General features: G+C 65.9%; 14 protein-coding genes. 4 read left to right on the forward strand and 10 right to left on the reverse strand.

What is annotated here, in order from left to right; all coding sequences use genetic code 11:
- Positions 1–38 precede the first annotated feature (38 nt).
- From IAI59_RS14885 to IAI59_RS23465, 4 genes are all read right to left on the reverse strand, one after another.
- Positions 39–398 (reverse strand): hypothetical protein, encoded by a 360-nt coding sequence (locus IAI59_RS14885; RefSeq protein WP_207415549.1) that lies wholly within the window; start codon positions 396–398, stop codon positions 39–41.
- 2 nt (positions 399–400) lie between these two features.
- On the reverse strand, positions 401–826 hold the full coding sequence (locus IAI59_RS14890) for a hypothetical protein (protein ID WP_207415548.1): 426 nt from the start codon (positions 824–826) through the stop codon (positions 401–403).
- Positions 823–2,577 (reverse strand): hypothetical protein, encoded by a 1,755-nt coding sequence (locus IAI59_RS14895; protein WP_207415547.1) that lies wholly within the window; start codon positions 2,575–2,577, stop codon positions 823–825. Before IAI59_RS14895 ends, IAI59_RS14890 begins: the two co-directional genes overlap by 4 nt.
- Before the next feature lie 108 nt (positions 2,578–2,685).
- The gene (locus tag IAI59_RS23465; RefSeq protein ID WP_419556598.1) at positions 2,686–3,735 is read right to left on the reverse strand and encodes an SGNH/GDSL hydrolase family protein; all 1,050 of its coding nucleotides are present in this window, start codon (positions 3,733–3,735) and stop codon (positions 2,686–2,688) included.
- 251 nt (positions 3,736–3,986) lie between these two features.
- Here IAI59_RS23465 and IAI59_RS14905 point away from each other — a divergent pair, with 251 nt between their 5' ends.
- The gene (locus IAI59_RS14905) at positions 3,987–4,148 is read left to right on the forward strand and encodes a hypothetical protein (RefSeq protein WP_207415545.1); all 162 of its coding nucleotides are present in this window, start codon (positions 3,987–3,989) and stop codon (positions 4,146–4,148) included.
- A 38-nt stretch (positions 4,149–4,186) separates the two neighbouring features.
- On the opposite strand, the gene IAI59_RS14910 is transcribed toward IAI59_RS14905, so the two are convergent.
- From IAI59_RS14910 to IAI59_RS14935, 6 genes are all read right to left on the reverse strand, one after another.
- Entirely contained in the window at positions 4,187–6,658 is a 2,472-nt protein-coding gene (locus IAI59_RS14910; protein ID WP_207415544.1) for an SGNH/GDSL hydrolase family protein, read from the reverse strand.
- 74 nt (positions 6,659–6,732) lie between these two features.
- A complete protein-coding gene (locus tag IAI59_RS14915; RefSeq protein WP_207415543.1) occupies positions 6,733–7,152 on the reverse strand; it encodes a hypothetical protein in 420 nt (139 codons plus the stop codon).
- A 37-nt stretch (positions 7,153–7,189) separates the two neighbouring features.
- Positions 7,190–7,555: a hypothetical protein gene (locus tag IAI59_RS14920; RefSeq protein WP_207415542.1), complete on the reverse strand. Its 366-nt coding sequence runs from the start codon at positions 7,553–7,555 to the stop codon at positions 7,190–7,192.
- A gap of 1 nt (position 7,556) precedes the next feature.
- Positions 7,557–8,327, reverse strand: a complete 771-nt coding sequence (locus IAI59_RS14925; RefSeq protein ID WP_207415541.1) for a hypothetical protein — start codon at positions 8,325–8,327, stop codon at positions 7,557–7,559.
- On the reverse strand, positions 8,327–9,073 hold the full coding sequence (locus tag IAI59_RS14930; protein ID WP_207415540.1) for a hypothetical protein: 747 nt from the start codon (positions 9,071–9,073) through the stop codon (positions 8,327–8,329). Before IAI59_RS14930 ends, IAI59_RS14925 begins: the two co-directional genes overlap by 1 nt.
- Before the next feature lies 1 nt (position 9,074).
- On the reverse strand, positions 9,075–10,130 hold the full coding sequence (locus IAI59_RS14935) for a hypothetical protein (protein WP_207415539.1): 1,056 nt from the start codon (positions 10,128–10,130) through the stop codon (positions 9,075–9,077).
- Positions 10,131–10,365: 235 nt separating this feature from the next.
- On the opposite strand from IAI59_RS14935, the gene istA reads away from it, so the two are divergent.
- The 3 genes from istA (at position 10,366) to IAI59_RS14950 (ending at position 14,184) form a co-directional block, all read left to right on the forward strand.
- On the forward strand, positions 10,366–11,931 hold the full coding sequence (gene istA, locus IAI59_RS14940; protein ID WP_207443809.1) for an IS21 family transposase: 1,566 nt from the start codon (positions 10,366–10,368) through the stop codon (positions 11,929–11,931).
- Complete coding sequence (gene istB, locus IAI59_RS14945; RefSeq protein ID WP_207419048.1) at positions 11,864–12,592, forward strand: IS21-like element helper ATPase IstB; 729 nt, start codon at positions 11,864–11,866, stop codon at positions 12,590–12,592. The genes istA and istB overlap by 68 nt, the downstream gene beginning before the upstream one ends.
- Before the next feature lie 842 nt (positions 12,593–13,434).
- Complete coding sequence (locus IAI59_RS14950; protein WP_207419047.1) at positions 13,435–14,184, forward strand: S24 family peptidase; 750 nt, start codon at positions 13,435–13,437, stop codon at positions 14,182–14,184.
- Positions 14,185–14,394: the final 210 nt, after the last annotated feature.

Below are 14,394 nucleotides of genomic sequence, written 5' to 3' on the forward strand. Positions count from 1 at the left end.
CAGATTGTCGGGATGCCGGGGTGCCGCCCCGGCGTCGGTCAGTCCTTCAGCAGCTCAGCGTTGCTGCGCTCGATGACCTGCTGAAGGGTTTCCAGCGGCTCCAGCGGCTGCCAGAAGCCGGGCACGATCTCGACGTCAGGCATTTCGGAGATCTTCCGATCCTGCAGCCGGCCCTGCCGCTCATGCCTCACGGCAGCGACAGCCCGCACTAACTCAGCGTACCAACGCTGGCCGCTGCGCTTCTCCTTAGCCAGCGCTGCCTCTGCTTTCGCAGCACGCTGCTCAGCTTCCTCCGCGTCTTTCTTCGCGGCAGCACCGCCGGAGGAATACTTCGTCACCACGGGCACCAGCAGCGCCGAAATGACGAGCGCGATCCCCGACCAGGTGTTGCTGTCCATCCTCACTGCCACTCCTTGCGAAGCCGCACGCACACCACGAAGGCCGAGTAGGGCGCGACCAGGGCGGCGGCGGCCAGCGTCGGCATCGTCGCGTTGTCGTCCCAGAGCGCCAGGGCGGTGGTGGTGCCGACGAAGTGCATCCAGAAGGCGCAGGACAGGTGGGCCGCTGTCAGGCGCATCCACTGGCCGAGCCGCCCGGCCGGCAGCCACAAGCCGTAGAGGTGCAACAGCGCCAGCGTGACGCCGATGCTTCCCCAAGTCTGTGGATTGAAGACGATGGTCCAGATGAGGCTGTGCCGCGTGCCCAGCTCGGCGGCACCGATGTACCAAGCGATCAGCGTCTGGGCGAAGCCGGCCAGCGCCATGCCGTACTCCATGAACTCCGGGTAGCGCATCGGATGCCGCCAGTTGCCGAAGATCCCGCTCACAGCGCGACCACCCGCAGCAGCGGATCCTTCGCGAACGCCGCATCATCGACATAGGGCGCCTTCTCGGCCACCAGCCGCGCCGCCCACTGGCCGGCCTCGGCATCGCCCAGCACCTCGGCCAGCCCCAGCAGCGTGAAGCGGGCCCACTGCGGGTAGTTACCGTCGCTCTTGGCCCAGCCGGTGTCGTTGGACCAGCCACGGGCCTTCGTGCCGGCCTTCACCTTGTCCCATGTGTCGTAGGACACGCCGGTGTCGGGGCTGTAGGCCTCCAGCAGGTAGGCGCAGCCATCGTGGCCCAGCTTGGCGAAGCGCCCGACCAGGAAGTTCCGGGTCCACCGCAGCACGGTGAGCGCGTCCGCATTGCCGCGGCGGGCCGCCGCCAGGGTGGTGGAGGCGAAGTAGTCCTGCTGCCAGGGGCCAACCGCGCCGTTCGTGCCGTAGACCCCCGGCACCCAGCCCTGCACCTCGCCCTGCTCCTTGCTCCAGCTGGGGATCATCGACACCAGCCACGACCAGTTGGCGGCCGAGGCCTTGCTGAAGTAGGCCTTCTCCGGACTGCCGGCCGGGCTGGCCCAGGCGGCTTCGTCGATCTGCCGCAGGGCCCAGGCGCCGCCGCGCAGCTGGTTGCCGTAAACCACGTTCATGTCGCTCGGCGCCCTAGTGTCGGGCCACTGCACCAGGATGTTCCAGGCCGCCTGCGCCTGCAGGTTGTCCAGCATCCAGCGCTCGCCGGTCAGCAGGTAGGGCACGAAGCTGGGGTCGGGCTGATGGGCGTTTTCGGGCTTCCACCAGCCATTATCGATGGGCTGAAGCAGGGTTCCCTTGCCCGGCTCGCCGCCGCGGCCGTCCGTCCACAGGCGCGGCCAGTTCTCGACTGACAGCCAGGAGCCGGCCTTGGCGTCCCAGATGGACCAGGGGATGGTGGTCGCGGCTTCGGCCTGGCCGACGATGTAGTCCAGCACCGCCGGGTCGCGGGCCTGCAAGTAGGCCGCCTGTGCCGCAGTGGCGGGGCCGATGTCATCGCGCCCGCCCGTGCCCGGCATGTTGGGCTCGATCCCCCGGCTGCTGTCCCGCACCTGCCAGTCGGGGTCGGCCATGACCTTGGCCCAACCCGCCAGCTTGTCGGCGCTGACCGGCGCCTGCTTGTAGCGGGCTACCAGCCCCTGCCGGATCAGGCTGTCCGTGCTGGGTAGCGGCCACGCCGGCAGCTTACCCAGGCGATAGGGCCGCTGGCCGCGGTATTGTGTGTGGACGATGTCGCGCTCGCTCAGCACCACGGCGCCATCCAGCTCCACCTGGATCGAGTAGCGCGCCACCCCGCCCCCAGCTCGCATGGCGATGTCGTTGCGCGGCACCACGACGGCCCAACCGGGCCCGAGATCGGCCACCAGTCGCAGCGAGGTGCAGCCGACGATCTCGGCCGGCACCTCGGTCATGGTGCGCAGGCCGAGGCTGTCGGCCTTGGCGGCGGCTGTGGCATCCCAGCGCCAGGCGGCACCGGTGGGGCTGGTGACGGTGACGACACAGCCGGACGCGGGCGCCGGGTCGGACGCCGGCGGTGCATCGGGTACGGCCGGGGGCGTGCTGGGCTGGGGCGCGGCGATCTGCGCCCGCAGTTGCGCGACCTCGGCGGCCAGGACGTTGCCCTGCTCGACGAGAGGCGCCATCGCCTTCTGCAACAGCGGATCGATGGCGACAGCGGCTGCGGCCACCACCATGTCGACGGTCTTCTTCGCGAGGGAAGTAGCCATCAGAATACCGCTCCGCTGCTTGCAAAGCAGTCCTGCATCCATGGCTTGTCGCCGGACATCCAAATGTCCGGCGCATCGCCAACAATCTCAGAGCGCATATTTGGGTTCCTACATGATGAAATTCGCTATCTTCGCACTGAGCGCTGCTGCGCTAGCGCGGTGCGCGTCAGGCATCGGGTGGAGTCCATCGAACGATGCCGGGACAGCGAACGATGGGTTCCATCGCGTCTGGTCAGACGGGTCACACACGGCGGCGCTGTGGTCGAAATAGCCATTCCCAAACGGGTTCGTTCGTAACCATGCATTGGCTACGTCGATGAACTCTCGATTGGTGGTATCATTCCGAAGTGGGCCGTCATTGGTGGCATTGGTACGCGGCCCGAGCGTACAGGGGATCAGCTTGCCACCAGACGACACGACAACCCGATTGAGAGATGCATAGCTATTTTGGAAGGCAGCTAGAGAGCCGCCGCTATCATTCGTTCCTAGGTTGCACAAGACAACTCGGCATTGGTCCAATGGCGCTAGGCGGCGCCAACTATTTGCGAGGTTGCCATCGATCGATATCCTATTCCCACCACGGCCATTGTTAATGAATGGCAAACCCAGTCCGAACAATGATCGAGCGATGAACCCGCGCGTACCGTAGGGAGGTGAAATTCCCTCCCCTGTAGCAATGCCGTCTCCTGTTCCGACGCTGATGCTATCACCTAGTACCAATGTCGAAGTGACTGGTAACGAGATGCCATTCACCACCATCGTGGTTGAGTTAGGTCGTCCGAAAATGTTGCTTGGACCAAAAGCTACTATGGCGTTTCGATCCGTATAAGGGCCGCCACCCCCCATCGTTCGATCTACGCCCGGAGAAGCAAAGCACGGCCCCGAACCGCGGTAGACACTAGTCACCCATCTACCGCCTATCGGCACGGTAACAAATTGATGGATTACGTATTCGGTATGAGGGGGGATAGTGATTGGTACAGGCCAACTTCGAACTGTGACACCGGGATCTATTGTGACATCACGCAGACCATGCCCCCAAGTGATCGGCGTAAACGTTCGTGCGGGGTACTCAATGCTAGCGCGCAGTATGATGGGATTAGGCCCTGCCGCGAGTGGATTACTTGCACCGACGTTAGACCACTCGATTTCGGGCATCGTGACGCCAATAATGCCCGTGCACGTCTGAAATTTCTGATCAAAGGTACTTTGCGTTCCGTCAGATAGGTTCCAGTTGGGTATGCCCGTTCGCTGAATCGATCCAATTTGCCGGGGATAACGGCTTGTGCCGGGAATGATCGTTTCGGTTTTGACACTCAACGGAATGGTCCCGCTATTCAATTTGCGGGGAAAGCGATAACAGTATTCTCGCCAGGCAAAAATCTTTTGCCGGATGTCTGGGGGACAGAATGGACGAAGCTTTTAAAGTCGTGATCTTGGCCATGCTGCGCCGGGCGTCCCCGGAAGTGGTTTTTGAGGTGCGGCAGGTGCTGGGGGATCAGGCTCCCGCAGACATCAAGAAGGCCTTGGATGACGCGCAGCAGGCGTTCCTAGAGCACGAGCCAAACTGATGGAGGCAGCGCACTGCGGCGCTGCCTCCCCTTCCCCATTAGGATACCCGCACCAGTGCCGGCCGGCGGAAGCGGACCTTGCCGCTGGAACCGCCGCTGGCACTGCTGAACAGGGTCACGTAGGCGTAGACCCGCTGAAGCGCGCCGCTGCCGGCAATGGTCTGGATGGTCCGCGCCGGCGCCCGCAGCACGCCCGAATGGTCCGGCGTGGCCTCGGCCTGCGTCGTCAGATACGGGGTCATGTCCCGCACATCGACGTTGGTGCCGCCGCTGCCCGGAGTGTCGGTGTGGCGGATGTTGATGCCCGTCACATTGACCAGCCCACTGGCCTCGTATTCGACGCCAAAGCGCACCGTCTCGCCCGCCGCGTACTTGGAGGCATCCGTCACCGACTGCGTTAGCGTGACCTGCTCGTTGGACCCGACGCGGTTGGTGAAGGTCACGACCTGCCAGTCGCCCAGGCCGTCCGTCGCCGCCTCCTTGGACGCCACGATGGTGCCGGTCTGGCCCGAGGTGACGGTGGACGTGACCTGCCAGCTATCCGCCACCTGCCCGGTGACGCCGGCCGCCATGGTGCCCGCCGTGCCCGACAGGCCAGGGTTGAGCAGCTTGTTGCCGAAGGGCGCGTTGGTCGCGTCGAACAGCGTCAGCGGATTGATATCGGACAGCCACCCGGCACCGCTCAGCAGGCCCCGGCTGTTCAGCGCCGCCAGGATCGGCACCGCGCCGGCGTAGGCACCGGCCGCCGTCTGGTGCAGGCCCTCGTCCGTGAACCCGGCCTTGGGCGCGCCGCTGCCGTTGTTCCAGGCCGCGTAGGTGTCCACGAACAGCATCTTGCTGTGGGTGGCGCAGTAGTCGGCCAGGAAGCTGTTGTATTGCAGGATTTTGGCCGCGCCCGGCGTGGCCTGCGAGGTGTCCTGCCAGAAGGAGCGCGGCATCACCGCCATGACGATGATGAGCTGGGTCGCCGGCGCCGCGCGAAGCTGCGCGAAGATGGCCCGGTAGTTGTCCAGCGTCGTGTCCAGCGGCACGGCGGCATTGGCGTCGTTGGTGCCGCCCAGGAAGCGGATCACCGGCAGGCCGGCCGCCACCACGTCGCCCACCCGAGCCAGCATCTGCGCGGTGGTGTTGCCCGACACGCCGTAGTTGTTGGCCGCGCGGAAGTCGAGGCGCTGCTTGGACAGGGCCCGCAGCCAGTTGTCGAAGCCGTTGTTGTAGAGGTTGGTCAGCGTCGAGTTCACCGCGCTGGACCGGGCGGTCATGCTGTCACCGAACACCGCCATGCTCGCCGTGTCGGGCTGCGGCTGGAGCGCCGGCAGGGTCACGGTGAAGGGCGCCGTTTCCGCCAGCATGCCGCCGCCCGTGGAGGCCGAGTAGACCCGCGCGGTGTAGGCGCCGGACAGCTGCGGGGTCAGGCTGACGTTGCCGTTGCCGGCGCGCGCCACCCGATTGCCTTCCTCGGTGCCGCTCCGCGCCAGCACAGCATAGACGGTGCTGCCGTCCGACACCGTGACCGCGAAGGTGGCGGCCGTCTCGGCGGTGCTGGCGCTGCCACTGATGGTCGCCGTGACCGGCGCCAGGGCGACGGCGAAGGATGCGCTCTCGGCCACCACCGCCCCACCCGAGGCCGCCGCATACAGCCGCGCCGTATAGGTGCCGGCGCTCGCTGCCGTCAGCGTTCCGGTCCAGTTGATGCCGCTCAGCGTCACTGCCTGCCGGGCGCCCTCGGTGCTGCCGCTGGCCAGGGCGACATAGCCAGCCGTGGCATTCTCCAGCTTGCCGCTGAGATCGATCGGCGCACCGGTGTAGATCGTGCCACCCGGGGTGTTGATGGTACCGGCCGGGGGCGCGGCGCCCACGGTGAAGGCTGGCGTCTCGGCCAGCACCACGCCACCACCTGCCGCCGAATAGACCCGGGCCGCGTAGGAGCCGGTCCCCAGCGGGGTCAGCAGCACCGTGCCATCGCCGACCCGGGCCACGCGGGCACCTTCCTCCACGCCAGCGCGCACCAGCACCACATAGGCGGCTGCGATGTTGCTCAGGTCCACGGTGAAGGTGCCGGACTGCCCCTGGGTCGGAGCGCTGCCGGTGATAATGGCGGAGGCAGCAGGCGCGGCGACCGCGAAGGCGCTGGTCTCGGCGAGCAGCGAGCCGCCAGCATCAGCGTCATAGAGTGCCGCCGTGTAGCTGCCGGCATTGCCCGCGGTCAGCACCACGGGGCCATTGCCAGAGCGCTGCACACGGACGCCCTCTTCCACACCCAGGCGCCGCAGCACGGCCCAGACGGTCGCGATGCCCGTCATGGCGACGTCGAACGTCGCGGGCTGCCCTTGCACCAGTGCATAGCCGCTGACAGACGCCGAAGGCAGTGCCGGCAGGCTACCGGTCAGAAGGCCAGGCGGGATGCGCACCATCTCGGTCGCTGTCATCCCGAACAACTCGGTGATGCCGTCGAGCGAAGTCACGCGACGCATCAGCGCCAGGTTACCGGGGGACGTGGGGTCGGCCATGGGCCATCTCCATGCGGGAAAGCGCGGCGCCGGCGGCGTCGCGTAGGGTTGGCTCGGGAAGAGGCGGCGAGGTGTTAGATGGCGAAGGTCGCCGGGGTGCCGACGAAGCTCAGCGGAACACCGTTGAAGCTGAGGACATCGGGGACAGGGAGTGGGCCACCCGGCAAGGCGCCCACGACGAAGGAATGCGATGCGATGGCGGGGCCAACTTCACAGCTGGCCACCACGCCCCAACCGCCCGGGATGCCGCAGACTTTCACGCAGGCGTAGACGCCCTTGGACAGCCGCTCTGCGGGCAGGTCGTGGGCGCTTCCATCCGGTGCCGCCCAGCGAAAGTTCACGGCGCCCACCTCCAGCGGCTCCTGGTGCTCGGCACCTACGAACTCCGCGATCCACCGCACAGCCTCGCCGGCGTGCGTCAGGGGGGCACGGCGGGAGGCGTAGGCGCCCGTTCGCAGGCGCGCAGCGACCTGCACGGACAGACTGCCCGACATGGCATTCTCCAGATTGTCAGAGGGTCAGAAGCGGGCCTCAGCCCGCGGCGGCGGCCCGGAACAGGTGGTCCACGGCGGCGTCACTCAGGCCGATCTGATCGGCTAAGGCTTCGATCATCGGGTGATGGCGCTCGAAGATGGAGGCGTGGTTGTAGGCCAAGCGAAGCTCCACCGCACCGGCAGCAATCAGCGTCTCCACCTCATCCAGCATGCCGGCCCCCAGTAGACCCTGGCGAAGCTGAAGCGGCGTCAGATCCGGCACGGGCAGTTCTGGTGGCTCGTATGGGCCGATCTCCGTGCCGTCCAGCAGCGGGTTATCCGGCTTCAAAGCCAGCCGCAGACCATCATCCTGGATCAGCAGCACGTCCGTTCGATCGGCATTGGCATACCGGGCGGTCGGCATCTCAGCTCTCCTGGAAGCATTCGACGATCACGCGGTATTCATAGATAGCGATCGGCGTGACGCTCTGATCGATCTTCGCCACGAAGCGCAGAAACTGGCCGTTTGGCCCGGTGGGCAAGCCGTACTGCGCCTGCCCCGTCAGGGTCACATAGCGGGAGTTCGCGCTGTGAACGATGGCGCGGCCGAGATCGAGCGTCGCGGTGGTCGTCGTGTCGCCGGCATCGCGAAGAAGAGCCGTCAGGGACACCGTAGTCGCTGTGGCGGAGCCGCTTTCCAGGCGCGCCTGGACGGTGATCTTGAAGGCCTTGGTGTCCAGGGCGAGGCCCACCACCACGAAGGCGGTATCGCTCGTCGTGAGGTTGACCGAGCCGTTCCAGTCAGCGCCCATCAGCACGACGCGGCGGGGGATGGCCGCGCCGGGCAGCTTGCCATCGCTGTCGTAGTAAGGAAGGCGATCCGAGACCGCTACGCAGGTGATGCGCTTGGTCGAGCCGGCATCGAAGTTGACGGCTGATGTTCCGCCGCTGCTGTTGCGGATGGTCCGGTTGCGCGAGATGGTCTGAGGGCTGCCGGCGGTATAGACGCCCTCAAACACTTCCCAGGTGACACCATCCTCCGTCTCGCACAGCCATGTGTACCGGCGTCCAGACTGCGCGCCGGCCTGTGATGGCGTAAGATAGCCGGACGGGGCTGCGCCAATCGTCAGCGCGCCCGTTCCACCCGAGACCGTGGCAACCCGCACCCGATCGAGCAGATAAACTTGGTCCGCCATTAGCGGTCCTCCTGGATGGTCAGAGTGGCGGTGTGCATAAGGCCGCCCGCATTCCACGCCTGCCGGGGTTTGGCGGCCGGGATAGCGACCAGCTTGCCAATGACTGTGGTTCGAGTGACCCGTTCGCTCCGTGCGATCGCCAGAATTTGGCGCTCGGTGCCGGCCGCGAAGCCGATGTCGTCCAGCTGGTCCGCCTGATCCTGCGTCAGCCCAGGCAGCGTCACCTGCATGCGGCGGAGGGTCGCCATGGCGGCGGTATCGCTGGTTGTCGGATCGTATCCGCTTTCGGACAAGTTGCGGGGGCACCAGAGCCCACCGCCGACCCACAAGCGGCCGAACTGCAAGTAGGGCTGCGCGCTGGTCAGGCGCAGACGCAGATAGCGCGCCATTACCGCATCCTGCAGCACCCATCCCCAATAGCCAGCCGGCAACGCCAGGGGGCCAGAGAAATAGCCCGCCTCAGCCTGCCCCATGCCGAGCGCAGACAGCTGCACCTGGATAGCCGCCCCCGCCTCAGGCAGCAGGCCGTCCCGCGGCGCCTCCAGGACTACGGTGCGAACCTCTCGGAATGCACCGAGGTCCACAGACAGCGTCCGCACCCCGCCCACGCCTGCCCCTGTCCGCCAAAGCTCGCCTAGCACCGGCGTCAGCAGCGCCCGGACGCCAAGCCCTACCACCTCGCTATCCGTCTCGATCGACACACCGGGCATGTCGGCCCAGGAAAGAGGGGAGATCAAAGTTGGCATGTCATCCCCACAGGGTCAGGGTCTTGTCGTCACCCGCCTCATCAGCCGCCACCACGATCCAGTTCCGGTCAGCCAGCTTCGGATGATCGACTGCCACGATGTTGCCGAGGTCGACCAAGTTCCCCCATTTTCCAACGCGCACGCGCCAGCGCCGGCGGCGCACGCCGTGGAGGGCCAGAAGCTGCGTGGCGACCGCCGCAGCGTCGCCTTCACTGTCGAGACCGGTGATCAGCGGGGCCGGATCGACAGCCGAGGGATAGGCCGCTGAGATGGCGGTATCGAAAGCCGTGGCCAGTTGGTAGGCGGCGCCAAAGTAGGCAACCAGCCCCGGGTCGCTGGCCACCAGCCCGGCCAGGTCGGTTGCCGTCTGCGTGACCCCTAGAGCCCGATAGGCCACCCGCTGCCGCCAGCGCGGCGCCGTACCCGCCATCTCTGAGGGCTCGGCTGTCAGCATCCATCGCTCGAAGGTCACCTGCGTAGCCACGGCATCAGGGGGCAGCAAGCGGCCGGCGGTGATGCGCCCGAGGCGATCCGAGCCCCACCAGCCAGCACCCGCCGTCACCACATCATTCAGCGCCTGCGTGACGGTCCCACCTGCCCAGAGGAACCCAGCCACACCCGGCACCAGGGCGCCGAAATTGGCCGAGTTGATCCGGTCATCACTCAGACCACCCGGGCCGCGCAGCAACGCCAGGGCAATGGCCGCGTGGCTGGTGTCTCCTGGCGACCGTGCGTCAACCGTCACCTGGCCGGCGGGAGGGCTGCCGAGCTTGATGAGCCCCTGCGTTAGGCAGGTCGCGAAACGCCCCGCCGGCACAGAGGCCGCCAGCAGCGCAGCCAGGGTCGGATAATCGCTGGTTCCGGCCAGTCCGATCCCACGGTCCCTGACCCCGCCCACCTCAGCCAGTGGCCCGCCGCCGATCTGCCAGACCAGGGACGCCGCTAGCAACGGCTGTGGCGCAAGGTTGCGCTTCACACCGAGCATGAGGGGCCGCGCCTTGCCGGCCAGATTGGCATCGCCCTCAAGCCCGCCGGTCCCCGCATAGGTGCTGCACACCGGGACCCCCAAGTCAGCTGAAGCATCACGGAGCGAAAGGGTCAGTCGGGTGCTGCTGGACAGCGGGGCACTTGCCACTCGCAGTTCCGCAACCCGGCCAAACTCAGCATAGGCAGCCCGCAGAGGGCGGCTGTGGATCGGCGTGGAAGATTGACCCCTCTGGCGGGGTGATCGGCGTTCAAAACTGACCCCCCAAATTTGAGATGCTGCCCCTCCTCAGAGGGGGAGCGGGGGGATGCTGACGGTGGACATGATGGCCCGGGTGCGTCGGGCGCATTTCGTGGACGGCAAGTCGATCAAGCAGATCACGCGCGAGCTGGGTCTGGCGCGCAACACGGTGCGGCGGGTGCTGCGCTCGGGCGAGACAGCCTTCACCTACGAGCGTCAGGTGCAGCCGCGGCCCAAGCTCGGAGCCTGGACGCAGTTGCTGGAACAGCGGCTCAGCGCCAATGAGCGGCTGCCCAGTCGCGAGCGGCTCGATCTGATCCGCGTGTTTGAGGACCTGCAGCAGCAGGGGTTCACCGGTGGCTACGATACCGTGCGCCGCTACGCCCGGGCGCGACAGCGGCAGCGTGGCACGGCCACCTCAGACGCCTATATCCCGCTGAGCTTTGAGCCTGGCGAGGCGTACCAGTTCGACTGGTCGCAGGAGGTCGTGGTGCTGCATGGCGCCACGGTCGCGGTGCGGGTGGCGCAGATGCGGCTGTGTCACAGCCGGATGCTGTTCGTGCGTGCCTATCCGCGCGAAAGCCAGGAGATGGTGTTCGATGCGCATGACAAGGCGTTCGCGTTTTTCCGCGGCACCTGTCAGCGCGGCATCTATGACAACATGCGTACAGCCGTCGACGTCGTCGGGGTTGGGCGCGAGCGACAGTTCAATCGCCGGTTCCTGCAGATGTGCAGCCACTACCTGGTCGAGCCAACGGCCTGCACACCGGCCTCGGGCTGGGAGAAAGGTCAGGTGGAGAACCAGGTCGGCCTGGTGCGAAACCGGTTCTTTAAACCACGCCTGAAGTTCGCCTCGCTGCATGACATGAATGGCTGGCTACTCGAGCAATGCGTGCTTTACGCCCGCAGCCACCCGCATCCCGAGCGCCGCGACTGCCCGGTGTGGGAGATGTTCGAGCAGGAGCGTCCGGCCCTGGTGCCCTATGTCGGGACGTTCGACGGGTTCAACGCCCGCACCTCAGCTGTCTCCAAAACCTGCCTCGTGGCCTATGACAAGAACCGCTACTCGGTGATGGCGCAGGCGGTCGGGCGGCCGGTCGAGGTGCATGCCTATGCCGAGCGGATCCTGATCCGCCAGGACGGACAGGTGGTCGGCGAGCATCCGCGCTGCTTTGGCCGCGAGCAGATCGTCTACGATCCCTGGCATTACGTGCCGGTGCTGGCGCGCAAGCCCGGTGCGCTGCGCAATGGTGCCCCGTTCAAGGGTTGGGTGCTGCCCGGCGCTCTGGGCCGTGTGCAGGGGCGGCTGCGTGGCAGCGCGGATGGCGACCGGCAGATGGTGGCCATCCTGCAGGCTGTATCCCTGGACGGTCTGCCCGCCGTGGAGGCCGCCTGCGCCGAGGCGCTCGCGGCAGGCCTGTGCAGCAGCGATGTGGTGTTGAACGCCCTGTCGCGCCAGCGTCCCGCAACCACCCCGCCGGACATCGCCACCCCCGACGCATTGCGGCTGCGGCATGAGCCGATCGCCGACTGCGCCCGTTACGACACCCTCAGGAGCCAAAGTCATGGAACGACATCAGGTGCTGGAGCTGATGAGCGAGCTCAAGCTGGTGGGCATGAAAGCCGCCTATGACGAGCTGCTCAGCACCGCGCTCAAGCGGCAGTATCCGGCGCAGCAGCTGGTCGGCACTCTGCTGGAAGCCGAGATTACCGAGAAGCAGGCGCGCTCGATCCGCTATCAGGTCGGCGTGGCCAAGCTGCCGCTGATCAAGGAGATCGCCGAGTTCGACTTCGCGGACACCCCGATCAACGAGGGGCTGGTGCGGGAGATGGCCACCGGTGCGTTCCTCGATGATCAGCGCAACGCGGTGCTGGTCGGCGGCACCGGCACGGGCAAGACGCATCTGGCCGTGGCCATCGCGCTGAGCTGCATCCGCCTGGGGCGGCGGGCGCGGTTCTACACCGTGATCGACCTGGTGAACCGCCTGGAAGCCGAGGCGCGCGCAGGCAAGACCGGCCGCCTGGCCGAGCAGCTGACCCGTCTCGACCTCGTGGTGCTGGACGAGCTCGGCTACCTGCCGTTCGCCCAGTCAGGCGGTCAACTGCTGTTTCATCTGATCAGCCGCCTGTACGAGCAGACCTCGATCCTGGTCACCACCAACCTGTTGTTCGCGGAATGGCCGACGGTGTTCAACGACGCCAAGATGACCACCGCGCTGCTCGACCGCCTGACGCACCACTGCGACATCATCGAGACCGGCAACGCCAGCTGGCGGTTCAGAAACCGCAACTAGCCCATCACCGCGCCCGCAACCGGGGTCATTTTTGCGCGCCGATCCAGGGTCAATTTTGCACGCCGATTGACACCCGGACCCAATCGGTGGTCTCGTGGGCGGGGTCAGCGGTGTGCGACATGCACAGTGCCTTGTGTGGATTGCTCAACACGGTGTGCGTGATCCTCTGCATAAGCTTGGGCATGCAGAGGACGCTGTTGATCTTCAGATGTGACGGCCTTGATGGGGGAGCGTTGGCGCGCTCCCCCTTCGCCGTTGGAAGGCCAGTAATCAGCGGACAGGCCGCGGGGAACGCCCCGCTTACCGAGCGGCACGGGAACCCCAGGCCGCAGGAGAGCGAACCGCCTCTTGATCGCATGCGCGGTGACACCGACCACGCGGCCGGCGGCAACAATGCCGCGCCCCTCGCCGAGAACACGCAGCAGAGCCGCGTCCATATCTGCCGACCAGATGACGGCGGTCGGGTAGGACTGCCCCGGCACGCAGTGAGCCATCATCGAAGCGCGATGCTTCGCCAGGGTCTCGGGCGGCAGTGGGCCATGAGGGCGCGGCGGGAAGGCCATCAGGCGTCCACCGGGACGCTGTCTATCTCCGCCATGATCCGCTCAACCAAGCGCATCTGCGGGCTGCGGCCCTCGCGCAGGTCGAAGACTAGGTTCGGGTCACGCGCGACCTTACGCCCAAAGGCGGTCGGGGTGATCCGAGCCTGCGAGAGATGGCGGTCTACCGCCTTAACAAGGTCCGCTTGGGTGAGCATGACCTTACGATAGGACTATTCCTGCCGCAGTCAATAGGCAAATGCCTATTCGCATCCCATGCAAAGCTTCAGTAGGACTAATCCTATGGATCGGGTACGCAAGCTTATCGACGAGAAGCTCGTGGAGCTGGACGTCGACCTATCGAGCCTCTCGCAGAAGATGGGGCGCAATCACGCCTATCTTCAGCAGTATATGAGGCGCGGCGTGCCCGTGGAGCTGAAGGAAAAGGACCGGGAACGGCTCGCTCCCCTGCTCGGCATCCACGCAGACGAGCTTAGACTGAGCCCGCGCGAGGCGGCCGAGAGCGCGCCCATGAAGTACCCCGCTAATGATACGAAGCCTCGGACGGTCCCATCCGATCCGTCCATCACCCCTGCCCTGAATGGCGTTCCCGAGATCGACGCCATCCTAGGCGCAGGATCTGCCGGAGATGGCGAGATGGAAGCATGGAGCCCTGACGGCATCAGCAGCATCTCGGCTGATGTGATCCGCGACACCTGGGGCATTCCAGACAGCTACCTCCTAGGCGAACTCCACACGACACGTGAGCGGGCGCGGATCATCGAGGTCCGCGGCGACAGCATGGAGCCGACCCTGGAGCCGGGCGACCGCGTCATGGTGGACCTGGGCGACCGCCGCCCCTCCCCGCCTGGCCTGTTCGCCCTTTGGGATGGCATAGGCGTGGTGGTGAAGCGGCTGGAGCATATCCCGAACAGCGACCCGCCGAGGTTCAGGCTCATGTCGGATAACACAGCGCGGCACAACGAGTACGAGCGGGCAGAGGATGAGATCAACATCATAGGTCGGGTGATCTGGGTAGGGCGTCGGATCTGAACCAGCAGCATCGGCCAATAATCGAATACCGAGGATTAAATGTCAGACCCTCAAGAACCAGTGCCTGAAATTAAGAAAAATAGATCGTTTGAGGAGTTGGAGAGAGACTTCAATTTTCTTGTAGTTCAGGTAAATGGCCTAGCATTGCAGAATATGCGGTTAATAAACTTCTTAAATAAGAACTTCCTCGCCGTTCCAGAGGTAAATCTC

The organism is Roseomonas haemaphysalidis, assembly GCF_017355405.1.
Taxonomy (GTDB): domain Bacteria; phylum Pseudomonadota; class Alphaproteobacteria; order Acetobacterales; family Acetobacteraceae; genus Pseudoroseomonas; species Pseudoroseomonas haemaphysalidis.